Origin of the sequence: Thioclava atlantica, assembly GCF_000737065.1 — a bacterium.
Taxonomy (GTDB): domain Bacteria; phylum Pseudomonadota; class Alphaproteobacteria; order Rhodobacterales; family Rhodobacteraceae; genus Thioclava; species Thioclava atlantica.
In genome coordinates, this window is record NZ_AQRC01000010.1 from 95,333 (window position 1) to 108,339 (window position 13,007).

General features: G+C 66.6%; 12 protein-coding genes. 5 read left to right on the top strand and 7 right to left on the bottom strand.

Going from position 1 to position 13,007, the window contains the following annotated elements:
- The first annotated feature begins 27 nt into the window (after nucleotides 1-27).
- The gene (locus tag DW2_RS12930) at nucleotides 28-705 is read left to right on the top strand and encodes a response regulator (RefSeq protein ID WP_038147248.1); all 678 of its coding nucleotides are present in this window, start codon (nucleotides 28-30) and stop codon (nucleotides 703-705) included.
- Nucleotides 706-726: 21 nt separating this feature from the next.
- Here the strand turns inward: DW2_RS12930 and DW2_RS12935 are convergent, their stop codons facing one another.
- Genes DW2_RS12935 through DW2_RS12945 form a run of 3 tightly spaced genes read right to left on the bottom strand, consistent with a single transcriptional unit; the run spans nucleotide 727 to nucleotide 3,859 of the window.
- Nucleotides 727-1,905 (bottom strand): DegT/DnrJ/EryC1/StrS family aminotransferase, encoded by a 1,179-nt coding sequence (locus tag DW2_RS12935; RefSeq protein ID WP_038147250.1) that lies wholly within the window; start codon nucleotides 1,903-1,905, stop codon nucleotides 727-729.
- 3 nt (nucleotides 1,906-1,908) lie between these two features.
- Complete coding sequence (locus tag DW2_RS12940; RefSeq protein ID WP_038147253.1) at nucleotides 1,909-3,129, bottom strand: TCR/Tet family MFS transporter; 1,221 nt, start codon at nucleotides 3,127-3,129, stop codon at nucleotides 1,909-1,911.
- A gap of 58 nt (nucleotides 3,130-3,187) precedes the next feature.
- Nucleotides 3,188-3,859: an HAD-IA family hydrolase gene (locus DW2_RS12945; RefSeq protein ID WP_038147254.1), complete on the bottom strand. Its 672-nt coding sequence runs from the start codon at nucleotides 3,857-3,859 to the stop codon at nucleotides 3,188-3,190.
- A 122-nt stretch (nucleotides 3,860-3,981) separates the two neighbouring features.
- Here DW2_RS12945 and glmU point away from each other — a divergent pair, with 122 nt between their 5' ends.
- Genes glmU through DW2_RS12960 form a run of 3 tightly spaced genes read left to right on the top strand, consistent with a single transcriptional unit; the run spans nucleotide 3,982 to nucleotide 7,994 of the window.
- On the top strand, nucleotides 3,982-5,331 hold the full coding sequence (gene glmU, locus DW2_RS12950; protein WP_038147255.1) for a bifunctional UDP-N-acetylglucosamine diphosphorylase/glucosamine-1-phosphate N-acetyltransferase GlmU: 1,350 nt from the start codon (nucleotides 3,982-3,984) through the stop codon (nucleotides 5,329-5,331).
- Nucleotides 5,332-7,146 carry a glutamine--fructose-6-phosphate transaminase (isomerizing) gene (glmS, locus tag DW2_RS12955; RefSeq protein WP_038147257.1) on the top strand — a complete coding sequence of 605 codons (1,815 nt, stop codon included), beginning with the start codon at nucleotides 5,332-5,334 and terminating at the stop codon, nucleotides 7,144-7,146.
- Nucleotides 7,143-7,994: a DNA alkylation repair protein gene (locus tag DW2_RS12960; RefSeq protein WP_038147258.1), complete on the top strand. Its 852-nt coding sequence runs from the start codon at nucleotides 7,143-7,145 to the stop codon at nucleotides 7,992-7,994. The genes glmS and DW2_RS12960 overlap by 4 nt, the downstream gene beginning before the upstream one ends.
- Here the strand turns inward: DW2_RS12960 and DW2_RS12965 are convergent, their stop codons facing one another.
- The 3 genes from DW2_RS12965 to DW2_RS12975 all read right to left on the bottom strand — a co-directional run bounded on the left by DW2_RS12965 (nucleotide 7,995) and on the right by DW2_RS12975 (nucleotide 10,668).
- Nucleotides 7,995-8,678, bottom strand: coding sequence for a D-lyxose/D-mannose family sugar isomerase (locus tag DW2_RS12965; protein ID WP_038147260.1), 684 nt, complete (start codon nucleotides 8,676-8,678; stop codon nucleotides 7,995-7,997).
- A gap of 55 nt (nucleotides 8,679-8,733) precedes the next feature.
- Complete coding sequence (locus tag DW2_RS12970; RefSeq protein ID WP_038147262.1) at nucleotides 8,734-9,507, bottom strand: gamma-glutamyl-gamma-aminobutyrate hydrolase family protein; 774 nt, start codon at nucleotides 9,505-9,507, stop codon at nucleotides 8,734-8,736.
- Between the two features lie 99 nt (nucleotides 9,508-9,606).
- The gene (locus DW2_RS12975; protein ID WP_038147264.1) at nucleotides 9,607-10,668 is read right to left on the bottom strand and encodes a Hint domain-containing protein; all 1,062 of its coding nucleotides are present in this window, start codon (nucleotides 10,666-10,668) and stop codon (nucleotides 9,607-9,609) included.
- Nucleotides 10,669-10,995: 327 nt separating this feature from the next.
- Here DW2_RS12975 and DW2_RS12980 point away from each other — a divergent pair, with 327 nt between their 5' ends.
- Complete coding sequence (locus DW2_RS12980; RefSeq protein ID WP_038147265.1) at nucleotides 10,996-11,334, top strand: hypothetical protein; 339 nt, start codon at nucleotides 10,996-10,998, stop codon at nucleotides 11,332-11,334.
- 381 nt (nucleotides 11,335-11,715) lie between these two features.
- On the opposite strand, the gene DW2_RS12985 is transcribed toward DW2_RS12980, so the two are convergent.
- Nucleotides 11,716-12,957, bottom strand: coding sequence for an aminopeptidase (locus DW2_RS12985; RefSeq protein WP_038147268.1), 1,242 nt, complete (start codon nucleotides 12,955-12,957; stop codon nucleotides 11,716-11,718).
- Between the last annotated feature and the right edge of the window lie 50 nt (nucleotides 12,958-13,007).

Here is a 13,007-nt window from a genome sequence, read left to right on the forward strand (position 1 = left end):
GCCCCCGTTTATGTGGGATTTGGATTTATGAGTAACTATGGGGAATTTACCGCCGGAATTGTCGATGATCACCCGATCTTCCGGCAGGGCCTGCAGACGATCCTCGCGGAGGATTTCGGCTTCGCGACGGTTCATCAAGGGTCGAGCGCGCGCGACGCGCTCGAAATCGCGACCCGGCATCGGCCGGACATCCTGTTTCTCGATCTGACGATGCCCGGAGGCGGGCTCGAGGCGCTGCGCACGATCTCGCAGGCGGACGCTGGCACGCATTGCGTGCTGCTCACGGCCTGCGACGCGCCGGACACAGCGATCGAGGCGATGAATATCGGCGCGCGCGGCTACATCCTGAAAGGCGTCGGCATTGCCGAACTGGATTCGGCGATCGAGGCGGTTCTGCGTGGCGGGACCTTTGTCTCGCCCAGTTTCGCGACCGCCCTTTTGCGCGCGGCGCAGTCGAACGCGGAGCGCCATGACAGCGATGCGTCGCTGACCCATCGCGAACTTCAGGTTCTGCACGAGCTCGAACAGGGCCGGACCAACCGCGAAATCGCCTCGACGCTCTCGATCAGCGAGCGGACGGTGAAGTTCTACATGACGAATATCATGCAGAAATACGGGGTGAAGAACCGGGTCGCCGCGGTCATGGCCTATCGGCAGGGGCATGAAAAGCAGCCTGCGGCCGAGGCGCTCCACCGGTTCAACTGAGCCCGACTTCCGCGCGCGGGTTCAGGCCAGAACCTCCTGGCGGATGATACGCGCGATCTGGGCGACATCGGCCTCGGAAAAACTCAGCGGCAGGCGCAGATCGAGAAGCGTCGCGAGCACCTCGTCCGTCTTCGGCAGGTCCTGGCGCCCTGCATAGCGCCAGCTGTCATGGCGCGAGGTGAAGCCCGCGGGCTCCGGCGCGCCGAACCATTTCAACTCCACCCCGCGCGCCGCGCAGCGCGCGACGAGATCCGTGATCGCCGCCCCGTCTCGGCCCGGCAGTCGCAACTGGAAGGACGAGCCGACATAGCCTTCCGCCTGCGGGCGCGCGATCAGAGCGAGCCCCTCCGTGCCCTCGAGCCCCGTCTCCATCGCCCGGTAGAGCGCATTCCACCGCGCGATGCGGTCGCGCAGCGTCGGCAATTGCGGACGCAGGATCGCGGCGCGCAGGTTGTCCATCCGGCCCGAGACATTGGGCATGTCGTATTTGACCCGCTGGAACGCTTCCGGCCCGGGGGCCGCGCGGTGGCGCTCATAGAGCATGTAGCTGCCCGACAGGATCACCATCTTCGCGGCCAGCTCCGCGTCATCGGTGACGATCAGCCCACCCTCGCCCGAATTCATGTGCTTGTAGGTCTGGGTCGAGTAGCAGCCGATCGCCCCATGCCGCCCCGAGGGCACACCGGCCCAGCTCGCCCCCATCGTATGGGCGCAATCCTCGACCACGCTCAGATCATGGGCCTGCGCGATCTCCATCAGCCGGTCCATGTCGCAGATATGGCCGCGCATATGCGACAGCATCAAGACCCGCGCCTGTTCGGCCTTTGCGGCGAGATCGTCGAGGTCGATCGTGAGCCCCTCAGTGGTCTCGACGAAGACCGGCCGCGCGCCCGCCGAGGCGATCGCGCCGGGCACGGGGGCCAGCGTGAAGGCATTGGTCAGCACCGCGTCGCCGGGCTGAACGCCGAGCGCGCGCAAGGCGCATCCCATCGCATACCCCCCCGAGGCGACCGCGAGGCAGTAGCGCGCGCCGGTGAACTCCGCGAATTCCTCCTCGAGCAGCGCCACCTCCCCCGCCTCGCCGGGCAGGGTGTTGTAGCGATGGAGCCGGCCCGAGCGCATCACCTCGACGGCGCGCGCGATCGCCTCTTCGGGGATCGGCTCCTGCTGGGTGAAATTGCCGGTGAAATTCTCTGCCATCTTTCAGACCTTTCGCGCGCGCTGGAACAGGACCAGCGCGACCAGCAAAATAGCGCCCGAGACGTAGAACGCCATGTCGGGCGTGCGGATCGGGGCGCCCTCGGCGAGGAAGATCCCGAAAATCTGGGTGAAGAAGAGCGTGCCCGCGAGCATCGCGAGGTTCATCACCGCCGATATCCCGCCCTGCAAAGCGCCTTGCGCATCCTCGGGAACCGCATTCGACATCAGCGACCCCACCATCGGCTGCACCAGCCCCTCGATCCCGGTCACCGCAAGGATGATGAGCACCATCGCGAGATTTTGCGACAGCCCGAGCGCGACGGCCAGCACCGCCCCGAGCCAGAGGCCCGTCATCGCCACCCGCGCCTCGCCGAAACGACGCGCGAGCGGCCCGGCCAGACCGCCCTGGAAGGCCGCCGCGACGATGCCGTAGGCGGCGAGCGTGATCCCGACCACACCCTCGGACCAGCCGAATTTCGCCATGCCCCAATAAGGCCAGATTGCGGGATAGACCGCGGAGGCGAAGAGATAGACGCCAAGCGCCGCGCCCATCGGCAGCACGCCCGGATATTGCCGGAACACGGTGAGCGTGCCGAACGGGTTGCACGAGGCCCAGCGGATCGCACGGCGGCGGCTGCCGGGCAGGCTCTCGGGCAGAACGAAGATGCCGTAGACCAGGTTCAGAACGGAGAGCCCCGCCGCGGCGAAGAAGGGAACGCGCGGGCCCAGCTCACCGAGGAAGCCCCCGAGAGCCGGTCCCGCGATGAAACCGAAGCCGAAAGCCGCGCCGATCAGGCCGAAGGCCCGCGCGCGACCCTCGGGCGGCGTGATATCGGCGAGATAGGCATTGGCGATCACGTAGGAGGCGCCGCATATCCCCGCGATGATCCGCCCGACAAAGAGCCAGGCCAGCGTCGGCGCCAAGGCGTGCAGGACGTAATCGACACCAAGCCCGCCGATCGCGAGCAGCAGCAGCGGCCGGCGTCCGAACCGGTCCGAGAGCGTTCCCATCAGCGGCGCGAAAAGGAACTGCGCGAGCGAGAAGGCCGCGAACATCCAGCCGCCGATCCGGCTCGCCTGCGCGAGATCGAGATGGCCGACCTGCGCGATCAGCGAAGGCAGGACCGGGATGATGAGCCCGAACCCGACCATGTCGAGAAACACCGCGATCAGGACGAAGGCGATGGCATGGCGGCGAACGGGATCGAGAGGCGGGCTGTCCATGAGACCTCGGGCAATGCGCGCGCAAGCTGCGGCGCGGGCGCGCCCCTGTCAAGCGCGCTCAGCCGAGCATCCGCACGACCATTTCCGGCAGCGCGTCGAAATGATCGAGCAGCGCCTCGGGCGCGAGCCGCGAAATGCCCTGTCCCTCCGGGCCGAAGGTCACGAGGATGCAGGGAACCCCGACCGCCCGCGCGGTCTCGCGATCGGTATTCGTGTCGCCCACCAGAAGTGAGGAGGCCACCGCCCCGCCCGCCCGCTCGACCGCGGCGAGATAGGGATCGGGCGAGGGTTTGCGCAGGGGCAGCGTATCGGCGCCGATCAGCGCATCGAAGAGCGGCGCGACCCCGAGCCGGTCGACCAGATCGCGCGCGAGCCCCTCGGGCTTGTTGGTGCAGATCGCGGTCGCAAAGCCCTGATCGCGAAGCGTCCGCACGGCATTCGCAGCGCCGGGATAGAGCCGGGTATGGCGGTCGATATTGGCGCCGTAATGGGCCAGAAGCGCGAGGTAATCGGCCTCGACCAGATCCTCGACCTGCGCCGCGGCAAGCCCGAGCCGGGTATAGCCGGCCTTGAGCATCGCGCGCCCGCCGTGAAAGGCGATCAGCGCATCACCCGCAGGATCGAGCAACGCCTCGTGCCCGCGCAGGGCGAAGCAGGCATTGGCCGCGGCGATCAGGTCCCCCGACGTATCCGCCAGCGTCCCGTCGAGATCGAATACCACCGTGCGCATGGGCTCTCCTTCGGCCTGAATTTGCGTCCCGTAACACCGCGAAAGGAAGCGTGAAGACGCCCCACTTGCGGCAAGGTTGCCAATGCGTAAAACGGGGGCGAGCAGAAGAAAAGGCATCTCTCATGGCCACAGCACTGATCACTCTCGCCGCGGGGCAAGGCACCCGCATGAATTCGGACCTGCCCAAGGTGCTCCATCAGGTGGGTCGCGCGCCCCTTGTGGCGCATGCGCTCGCGGCCGGTCGGGCGCTCGAGCCCGAGCGGGTGGTCGTCGTCGCGGGCCACGGCGCGGATCTGGTGAAAAAAGCCGTCGCCAAGATCGACCCCGAGGCCGAGATCGTGCTGCAGCAGGAGCAGCTCGGCACCGGCCATGCGGTGGCCCAGGCCCTGCCCGCGCTCGACGGGTTCGAGGGCCGCGTCATCGTGCTGTACGGCGACACGCCCTTCATCCGCCCCGAGACCCTCGAACGGCTCGCGGCGTCCGACGCCGCCGTCACCGTGCTTGGTTTCGAGGCGGCCGATCCGGGACGCTACGGGCGGCTGGTGGCGACGGGCGACACGCTTGAACGGATCGTCGAATTCAAGGATGCAACGGATGAGGAACGCGCGATAACGCTTTGCAACTCCGGCGTTATTGCCTGCGATGCGGTACTTCTGGGCGAGCTCGTCGCGGGGCTCGGAAATGACAATGCGGCGGGTGAATATTACCTCACCGACATCGTCGCGGCCTCCCGGACCAAGGGGCTTTCGGCGCGCGTCGTGACCTGCGACGAAACCGAGACGCTCGGCATCAACACCCGCGCCGAACTGGCCCGCGCCGAGGCGCTTTTCCAGGAGCGGATGCGCGCCGAGGCGATGGAGAACGGCGTGACGATGGTCGAACCGGCCACCGTCTGGTTCGCGCTCGACACCTGGATCGGGCGCGACGTGGTGATCGGGCCGAACGTGGTCTTCGGCCCCGGCGTCACCATCGAATCCGGCGCCGTGATCGAGGCCTTCTGCCATCTCGAGGGCTGCCACATCTCGCGCGGCGCGACCGTGGGTCCCTTCGCCCGCCTGCGTCCCGGCGCGGAACTGGCCGAGGATGTGCATATCGGCAATTTCGTCGAGGTGAAGAACTCGATCCTTGCCGAAGGCGTGAAGGTCGGCCACCTCACCTATCTGGGCGATGCCGATATCGGCGAGCACACGAATATCGGGGCGGGCACCGTGACCTGCAATTACGACGGGGTGATGAAGCACCGCACCACGATCGGCGCGAACGCCTTCATCGGATCCGACACGATGCTCGTGGCGCCGGTCACGGTGGGCAATGGTGCGCTGACCGGATCGGGTTCGGTGATCACCGAGGACGTCCCCGCCGAGGCGATCGCTGTGGAGCGTTCCAAGCAGGTGAACCGTCCCGGCGTGGCGACGAAACTTTTCTCAAAATTGCGCGCCGAGAAAGCACGGCGCATGAAGAAAGCAGATTAAATGTGTGGAATTATTGGCGTTCTTGGCAAGCACGAGGTCGCACCGCTTCTGGTCGAGAGCCTCAAGCGGCTCGAATATCGCGGCTATGACAGCGCCGGGATCGCGACGGTGAACAATGGCAAGCTCGACCGCCGCCGGGCGGTGGGCAAGCTGTGGAACCTGTCCGACCTGCTGGTACACGAGCCGCTGGCGGGCAAGTCGGGGATCGGGCACACCCGCTGGGCGACGCATGGCGCGGCGACCGCGGTCAACGCCCACCCGCACCGCTCGGGGCCCGTCTCGGTCGTCCATAACGGCATCATCGAGAACTTTCGCGACCTGCGCGCCGAACTGGCCGAGGCCGGGATCTCCCCCGAGAGCGAGACCGATACCGAGACCGTCGCGCTGCTGACCCGCCTCTACATGGAGCGCGGCATGTCCCCGCGCGAGGCGGCGGTGGAAACGCTGGGCCGGCTCGAGGGGGCCTTCGCGCTGCTCTGGCTCTTCGATGGCGAGGACGACCTGATGATTGCGGCGCGCAAGGGCTCGCCGCTCGCCATCGGGCACGGGGATGGCGAGATGTTCGTAGGCTCCGACGCCATCGCCTTGGCGCCGATGACCGACCGCATCACCTATCTCGAAGAGGGCGATTACGCCTTCATCACCCGCGCAGGCGCCGATATCTTCGACCATGCCGGCCGGCGCGCCAATCGCGACGAGAGCCGGATCGATCTGGGCCAGGCCCAGGTCGAAAAGGGCGGCTACAAGCATTTCATGGCCAAGGAGATCGCCGAACAGCCGGTGGTTCTGGCCGACGCCCTGCGCCATTACCTGCCCAAGACCGGGCTCAACCTGCCCGCGGACCTCGATTTCTCGGGCGTGGACCGGATCACGCTCATCGCCTGCGGCACCGCCCATTACGCCTGTGCGGTCGCGAAATACTGGTTCGAGCAATTCGCCCAGATCCCGGTCGAAATCGACGTCGCCTCGGAATTCCGCTACCGCGAGCCGCCGCTCTCGGAGCGCAGTTTCGCTGTCTTCGTCAGCCAGTCGGGCGAGACGGCCGATACCCTCGCCGCCCTGCGCTATTGCTCCGAGCGCGTCGCCAAGACTGTCGCGGTGGTGAACGTGCCCACCTCCTCGATCGCGCGCGAGGCCGATATCGCGCTGCCGATCCTCGCGGGCGTCGAGGTCGGCGTGGCCTCGACCAAGGCCTTCACCGCGCAGCTTCTGGTGCTCGCGGTGATGGCGCTCAAGGCGGGGAACGACCGGGGCACGCTCAGCCCCGAGCAGATCGCCGCCCATAGCGATACGCTGCTCACCCTGCCCGGCCTGATGAACCAGGCGCTCACGCTTTCCGAGCCGATCGCGCGGCTGGCCGAGCAACTGGCCGAGGCGCAGGACATTCTCTTCCTCGGGCGCGGGCCGATGTTCCCGCTCGCCCTCGAAGGCGCGCTGAAACTCAAGGAAATCAGCTACATCCATGCCGAAGGTTATGCGTCTGGCGAACTTAAGCACGGCCCGATCGCGCTGATCGACCGCATGGTGCCGGTGATCGTGATGGCGCCGCATGACCGGCTCTTCGACAAGACCGTGTCGAACATGCAGGAGGTGATGGCGCGCCACGGGATGGTGCTGCTGGCCTCGGATGCGAAAGGGCTTGCGGTGGCGGGCGAAGGCACCTGGGCGACGCTGCAGCTGCCCGAGATTGCCGAGCCTTTCGCGCCGATCCTCTATGCGGTGCCCGCGCAGCTTCTGGCCTATTACACGGCGGTCGCGAAAGGCACGGATGTCGACCAGCCGCGCAACCTCGCGAAATCGGTGACGGTCGAATGAGCCGCAAGCGCGGCAAGAAGCGGATCGCCCGGCCCCGCACCGAGGATTTCGCCCCGCTCGACCCGCAGGAAGAGGCCCGGCTGACTGCCGAGGCCGAGGCCTATGCGGCCTCGGATGCGGATTATGAAAGCTATGCGGAGGCCGAGGAGAACGAAGAGACACTCGCGCCCCCACCCTCTCTCGAGGATGCGCTTTATGCTCTCGAGGCTTGGGAGGATCCGCAAAAGGCCGCCGAGATGGCCGCCTATCACAAGGCCGAGCGGCGCTATCTGGGGGGCTCGGTGCCCGCGATCGACGACATGGTCGCGCTCTGGCGCGGGCAGTTGGACGTGCCGGGCCGGGTGGAACTGGCGCGCGGGCTTTGGGACAGCGACATTCACGAGGCCCGGATCGCGGCGGCGAAGCTGCTCACGCAGGCACGGCTCAAGCCCGATGAGGCCGCCTGGGATCTGATCGCGTCCTGGGTGCCACAATTCGATGCCTGGGCGATCGCCGATCATGTGGCGAAGGCGGGCGGGCGGCGACTGATGGCCGAGCCTGCACGGCTCGATCAGGTCGCGGAGTGGGTGCGCTCGGATCACATGTGGACCCGGCGCGCGGCTTTCGTCTTCACCCTGCCCTGGACCAAGCAGCGCAATCCCAAGCCCGAAGACGAAGCGGTGCGCGACGAGGTTCTGGGCTGGGCGGCACAGCTTGCCGAGGATCGCGACTGGTTCATCCAGAAAGCGATCGCCTGGTGGCTGCGCGATCTGTCGAAGAAGGATCCCGAGCGGGTCCGGGCCTGGCTCGCCGAGCATGGCGAAAGACTCAAGCCCTTCGCCCGCAAGGAGGCCGGAAGGTTCCTCTGATCAGAGGAACTTGTCGTAATCGCTGACCAGCAGGTGGCGCGGGGCCTCGTCTTCCTCGATCTCGGAGAAGCGGCCGATCGGGTCGCGGAAGATGTTGTCGGTCTTGTCGTCATTGACGGTCGAGACCTCGCCGATCAGCACGTCGCCGCCCTCGCCCCAGAAGGCATGCCAGTCGCCGGGGCGCAGGGTCACGCTCTCGCCGGGGCGCAGGATCAGCACCTCGCCGGGGGTGAAGATGCGCGGAACCCCGTCGCACATCACCCGACCACCGGCCGTCTCGTCGAAATTCCCCTCCGCGTCGGAGCCGTAAAGCTCGATCGCGAGATTTGCACCGCCGCGGTTGATGATGTCCTCGGCCTTGATGACATGGGTATGCATCGGGCTGATCTGGTCCCGGCGCGAGATCAGCAGCTTCTCGGCATAGGCCATGCCATGCCCGGCCTGGAGGTCACGCAGATCGCCATTGCGCAGGGTGAAGAGGAACAGGCCGAGCCTGTCGAAATCGCCCTGCCCGTAATCGGTGATATCCCAGCCCATCGCGGCTTCGACGATGCGCTGCGCCTGCGGCAGGCGGGCCTTGAATTCGGCGGGGCTCCACCACGCGAAGGGCGGCAGGCGGAAGCCGAATTCCTGAATCATCTCTTCGGCCTGGGCCATGATCTCGTTGACGCGCGAGCGTTTCATCGCTTCCCCCGGTTTCTTGCGGACGGGATGTGAATGGCGCGTCGGGCGCGCGAGGTCAAGCCACGCAGGCGGCCGGGCGCTCACCGCGCGCCCAGGCGCGCACGGCATCGCCGAACGCTTCGAAAAGCGGGCGCGACACCGGGTCTTCGGCGGCTTTCCATTCAGGATGCCATTGAACCGAAAGCGTAAATCCGGGCGCGTCCTTGACCCAGATCGCCTCGGGCGTGCCATCCTCGGCGCGGCCCTCGATCACGATCCGCGGACCGGGCTGGCAGATCCCCTGCCCGTGCAACGTGTTGGTGATCACCTCTTCGGCACCCAGAAGACGGGCGAATTTCCCGCCCGGCGTGAAATGCACCTTGTGACGGTTCGAAAAGCCTTCCTCGAGCGTCCCCTCGGGTGGCATCCGGTGATTGATCCGGCCCGGCAGCTCGCGGATCTCGGGATGCAGCGTGCCGCCCATCGCGACATTCACCTCCTGGAAGCCGCGGCAGATCCCGAAGAAGGGCTGGCCCGTCTCGACGCAGCGGCGCACCAGCGGCAGGGTGATCGCGTCGCGGGCGCGGTCGAAGGTGCCGTGTTTCTCGGTCGGCGCCTCGCCATATTCCTCGGGATGCACGTTCGGGCGCCCGCCGGTCAGCAGGAAGCCGTCGCAGACCTCGCAGAGCTCGTCGATCGAGACGAATTCCGGATCGGCCGGGATCAGGAGGGGGATGCAGTCGGAGACCTTGCTCACCGCCTCGGAATTGAGCTGCCCGCCCTCGTGGACGGGGTAGCGGTCATTCACGAGGCCTCGGTTTCCGATGATGCCGACAATGGGTCTGGTCATGAAACTCTCCTTACGCCTGAAGCTATGCCGCGGAAGCCCGTGAGAAAAGGCGCATAATGCGCATCACCCTGTGCGTGAGGTGAGTCTCCGGCGCGCCGATCAGGCCGCGAGATCATGGCGCAGGATCACCGCCTCGGAGGGCTTGAGCGCACGCCGCGCATAGGCGCCATAGCTGAGCGGGTTCTGCGCCACTTCGGGGACGAGCGCCTCGAGCCCCGCGCGCTGCGCCGGTGCGATCATCTCGAGCCGTGTCGAGGCCGGGTGGAAGCTCTCGGTCTCGAGCCCGTTCGCCCGCAGCACCTGGTGACGCTCGAACATCAGGTGAATGTAATGCAGCTCTGGCAGCGGCGCCTCGAAACGGATCTGGCGACCATTCACGAGGTCGCAAGCCCGCACGAGCACCTCCTCCTCGGCAAAGAGTGCCCGGGCGGCCTGGCCGCGCACGAGCATCCGATGCTGCGGGGAAACGATGAGATCGCGGTCGGGGCGCTCGATCCCGAAGGCTCCCGCGGAGATCCGCACCGGGCGCAGATGCGGCAAGGCATGCAACCGTGCCCCGGAGATCCGGCGCTGGCCGATCCAGCAGACGGGCTGCGCGCCGTCGTCACGGGTGAGCACCCGGTCGCCCTCGCGCAGCGCCTCGACGGGGCGGCGGCCATGCTCGGTCTCGATCAGCGTGCCGGGGGTGAAGCAGATCACCCCGGCCGGCCCTTTCCGGGCACTCTTCGGGCGCAGGTCGAGCGCTCGCTCGACCACCCACAGATCGGTATCGGCCGGCGGCATCCGGCTTGCGAACATCAGGATGCGGGTGCCGCTTTCGGGCAGTTCGAGCAGCGTCACCACATAGGCGTGATAGCCGTCGGTCACGGTGAAGCTCTGGTCCGGGGTCTGGCCTTCATCCGCTTCCCACGCAGAGGAGCGCCGCCCCACCACCTCGCCGAGAAGCTTGCGTACCGCCCGCGCGGCCTTGACGCGCCGTTCTTCCTCGCCGCGCGCATTGCGCAGGATCAGCCGGTCGTTCGGCCCGTCGACGCAGACCGCGTTTCCCGACCACCGCCAGCACGCCCCCACGGTGACGATTTCAGGCGGCGGCGCGGAAGTGCCGTCGATTTCGGTCTGGCCCCAAGAAATGACGAAGGTGCCCTGATAGCCGGCCTTCATGCTGCCCCATCCTGCCCGATTGTTTTATTGGAAGCTTTTTCAGCTCCTTTTTTTCGTATGTACCAAAACAAACCGGCAAAGGGAATCCCTCATGATTGACCTTAAGGGAAACTGATTGCGAGGTGACCTCACCGGAAGTTGCGGGCCTCGTGTGCTCGGCCGGCCCGTTTGGACTATACCGCTTGCCGGTTCTGGCCGTATTTCTTCAGGCAGACACCGCCTGCGGGATGGAAGACCTTGCGAAACCGCTGGCCCGGATGGCGAAGAGCGCCGCCGGCCCCGAATCCAAGGTCCCCACCTTCGCATTACACGGAAGAGAGGATGCCAATGAAGACCATGACGACCATGAGCGGTCTTTTCCTGACCTTCGCCCTCGCGGCGGGAGCTGCCACCGCGGCGCAAGCCGCGAGCCTGCGCCCTCCGGAACTGATGCCCAATACCCAAGCTCAGGCACCGTCCGGGCCGAACCCGGCCTATTACCTGCCCGCCGATCCGCATCTGAGCCTGCTCGATCAGTCGCGCATTCAGCCCTTCGCGGGCAACGCCTCGCTCGGCAATCTCAGCTTCGAACAGGTGGCCGCGATCGAGAACGCCCTGCTGCATCCCTCGCTGAGCGACAGGCGGGCGGCCCTCATCTCGCGGAGCCTCGGAACCGGCGGGATGTGACGCAAAGCGCCCTGTCGAACAAAACACCGCTCAGCCAGGGCGCGCTTCCAAGGGAGGAGGAGGAAGAGAGGCGCCGGGCCGAGCGGTTTGCTTTGTGTGCAGGAATGAACGCGAGCTCAAATCTGAATTCGGAGCAAATCCCTTTCTGCCCCTGTAGAATAAGGTTCTCGCGTCGCGGTTTCAGCGTCAATCCTCGCCTGAAACGCGCCTCGCGAGGGGGAGCGCAAACCGGGCCTCGTCCGGACGAAACGCCCAAATTTTCATCACGCCCACCCACAGCGCCGAAATTTCAGTCGCCACGCAGATGTGAAAGAGGCGGCGCTCCGTCGAATCGCGAAGCGCCGCCTCCTGCCGGTGTCGGTCGAGCGTGAAAGGCCGCGCTCAGACGGCCCATTCGCCCTTGCGGAAGACCGGAACCCGCGCGCCATCGGCGGTGATCCCGTCGATATCGGTCTCGGGGCCACCGATCATCCAGTCCACGTGGATCATCGAGCTGTTGCCGCCCTTCGCGGCGATGTCCTCGGGGCTCAGTTCGCCACCGCCGAGGAAACATTTCGAATAGCACTGCCCCATCGCGATATGGCACGCGGCATTCTCGTCATAGAGCGTGTTGTAGAACAGCAGGCCCGATTTGGAGATCGGCGAGCCATGCGGCACCAGCGCCACCTCGCCCAGCCGCCGCGCGCCTTCATCCGTCTCCAGCAGCTTTTGCAGCACCGCCTCGCCGCGCGACGCTTTCGCCTCGACGACGCGCCCGCCCTCGAACCGCATCTCGATATTCTCGATCAGGCTGCCCTGATGCGAAAGCGGCTTGGTCGCGCACACCACGCCCTCGACCTTCGCGGCATGGGGCGTCGTGAAGACCTCTTCGGTCGGAATGTTCGGATTGCAGGTCACGCCGTTATTGGCGACCGAGGCGCCGCCGTTCCATTCGTGATCGTCAGCGAGACCCACGGTCAGATCGGTGCCCGCGCCCTTGAAATGCAGCGCCGCGAAACGCTGTTCGTTGAGCCATTCGCGGCGGGTGCGCAGGGCGGCGTTATGGGCCTCCCAGGCCGCGACCGGGTCGGGCTGATCGGCGCGCGAGGCCGCGAAGATCGCCGCGGCCAGTTTCGCCACCGCCTGATCCTCGGGCAGGTCGGGGAAGACGCGCTTGGCCCAGGCCGGGGTCGGATAGCTCACGATCGACCAATTGATATCGAAATTCGAGATCTTCTCGAGCGCCGGCTTGTAGGCGATGGAATTGGCCTTGCCCGCGCGCGAGACCTTCTCGGGGTCCTGCTCGGAGAGCAGCATCGGATCCTCGCCCACGATCGCCATGCGCGCCGCACCGCTCTCATAGGCCTTGGCCATGCCCTGATAGAGCCAGCCGGGTGCGCGGTCGAAGCTCTCGTCCTGCGCGTTCTCGAAGCGCGCGAGCGTCACCTCGGCATCGCTCAGGAGCGGCGTGACGGTGCCCGCACCCTCGCGATAGGCGATGGCCGCGATCTTGCGCACGAGCGGCAATGCCTCGACCGGGGCGGTGAGGACCAGATCCTGCCCGGGCTGAAGGTTGAGCCCGACCCGGACCGCGACCTCCGCGAGCTTGTCGAGAGTTTGCGCGTCGATGCCGTCACTTGCCATGAATGCCTCCTGATTTGACTTACCGGCAAGATAGAGGTCGCGGCGCGAGG

Bases quoted from the DNA above. Each gene is read 5' to 3' on its own strand.
- DW2_RS12970 (WP_038147262.1), bottom strand. From the start codon at position 9,507: ATGACCAGACCCATTGTCGGCATCATCGGAAACCGAGGCCTCGTGAAT.
- DW2_RS12940 (WP_038147253.1), bottom strand. From the start codon at position 3,129: ATGGACAGCCCGCCTCTCGATCCCGTTCGCCGCCATGCCATCGCCTTC.
- glmU (WP_038147255.1), top strand. From the start codon at position 3,982: ATGGCCACAGCACTGATCACTCTCGCCGCGGGGCAAGGCACCCGCATG.
- DW2_RS12960 (WP_038147258.1), top strand. From the start codon at position 7,143: ATGAGCCGCAAGCGCGGCAAGAAGCGGATCGCCCGGCCCCGCACCGAG.
- glmS (WP_038147257.1), top strand. From the start codon at position 5,332: ATGTGTGGAATTATTGGCGTTCTTGGCAAGCACGAGGTCGCACCGCTT.
- DW2_RS12930 (WP_038147248.1), top strand. From the start codon at position 28: ATGAGTAACTATGGGGAATTTACCGCCGGAATTGTCGATGATCACCCG.
- DW2_RS12935 (WP_038147250.1), bottom strand. From the start codon at position 1,905: ATGGCAGAGAATTTCACCGGCAATTTCACCCAGCAGGAGCCGATCCCC.
- DW2_RS12985 (WP_038147268.1), bottom strand. From the start codon at position 12,957: ATGGCAAGTGACGGCATCGACGCGCAAACTCTCGACAAGCTCGCGGAG.
- DW2_RS12965 (WP_038147260.1), bottom strand. From the start codon at position 8,678: ATGAAACGCTCGCGCGTCAACGAGATCATGGCCCAGGCCGAAGAGATG.
- DW2_RS12945 (WP_038147254.1), bottom strand. From the start codon at position 3,859: ATGCGCACGGTGGTATTCGATCTCGACGGGACGCTGGCGGATACGTCG.
- DW2_RS12975 (WP_038147264.1), bottom strand. From the start codon at position 10,668: ATGAAGGCCGGCTATCAGGGCACCTTCGTCATTTCTTGGGGCCAGACC.
- DW2_RS12980 (WP_038147265.1), top strand. From the start codon at position 10,996: ATGAAGACCATGACGACCATGAGCGGTCTTTTCCTGACCTTCGCCCTC.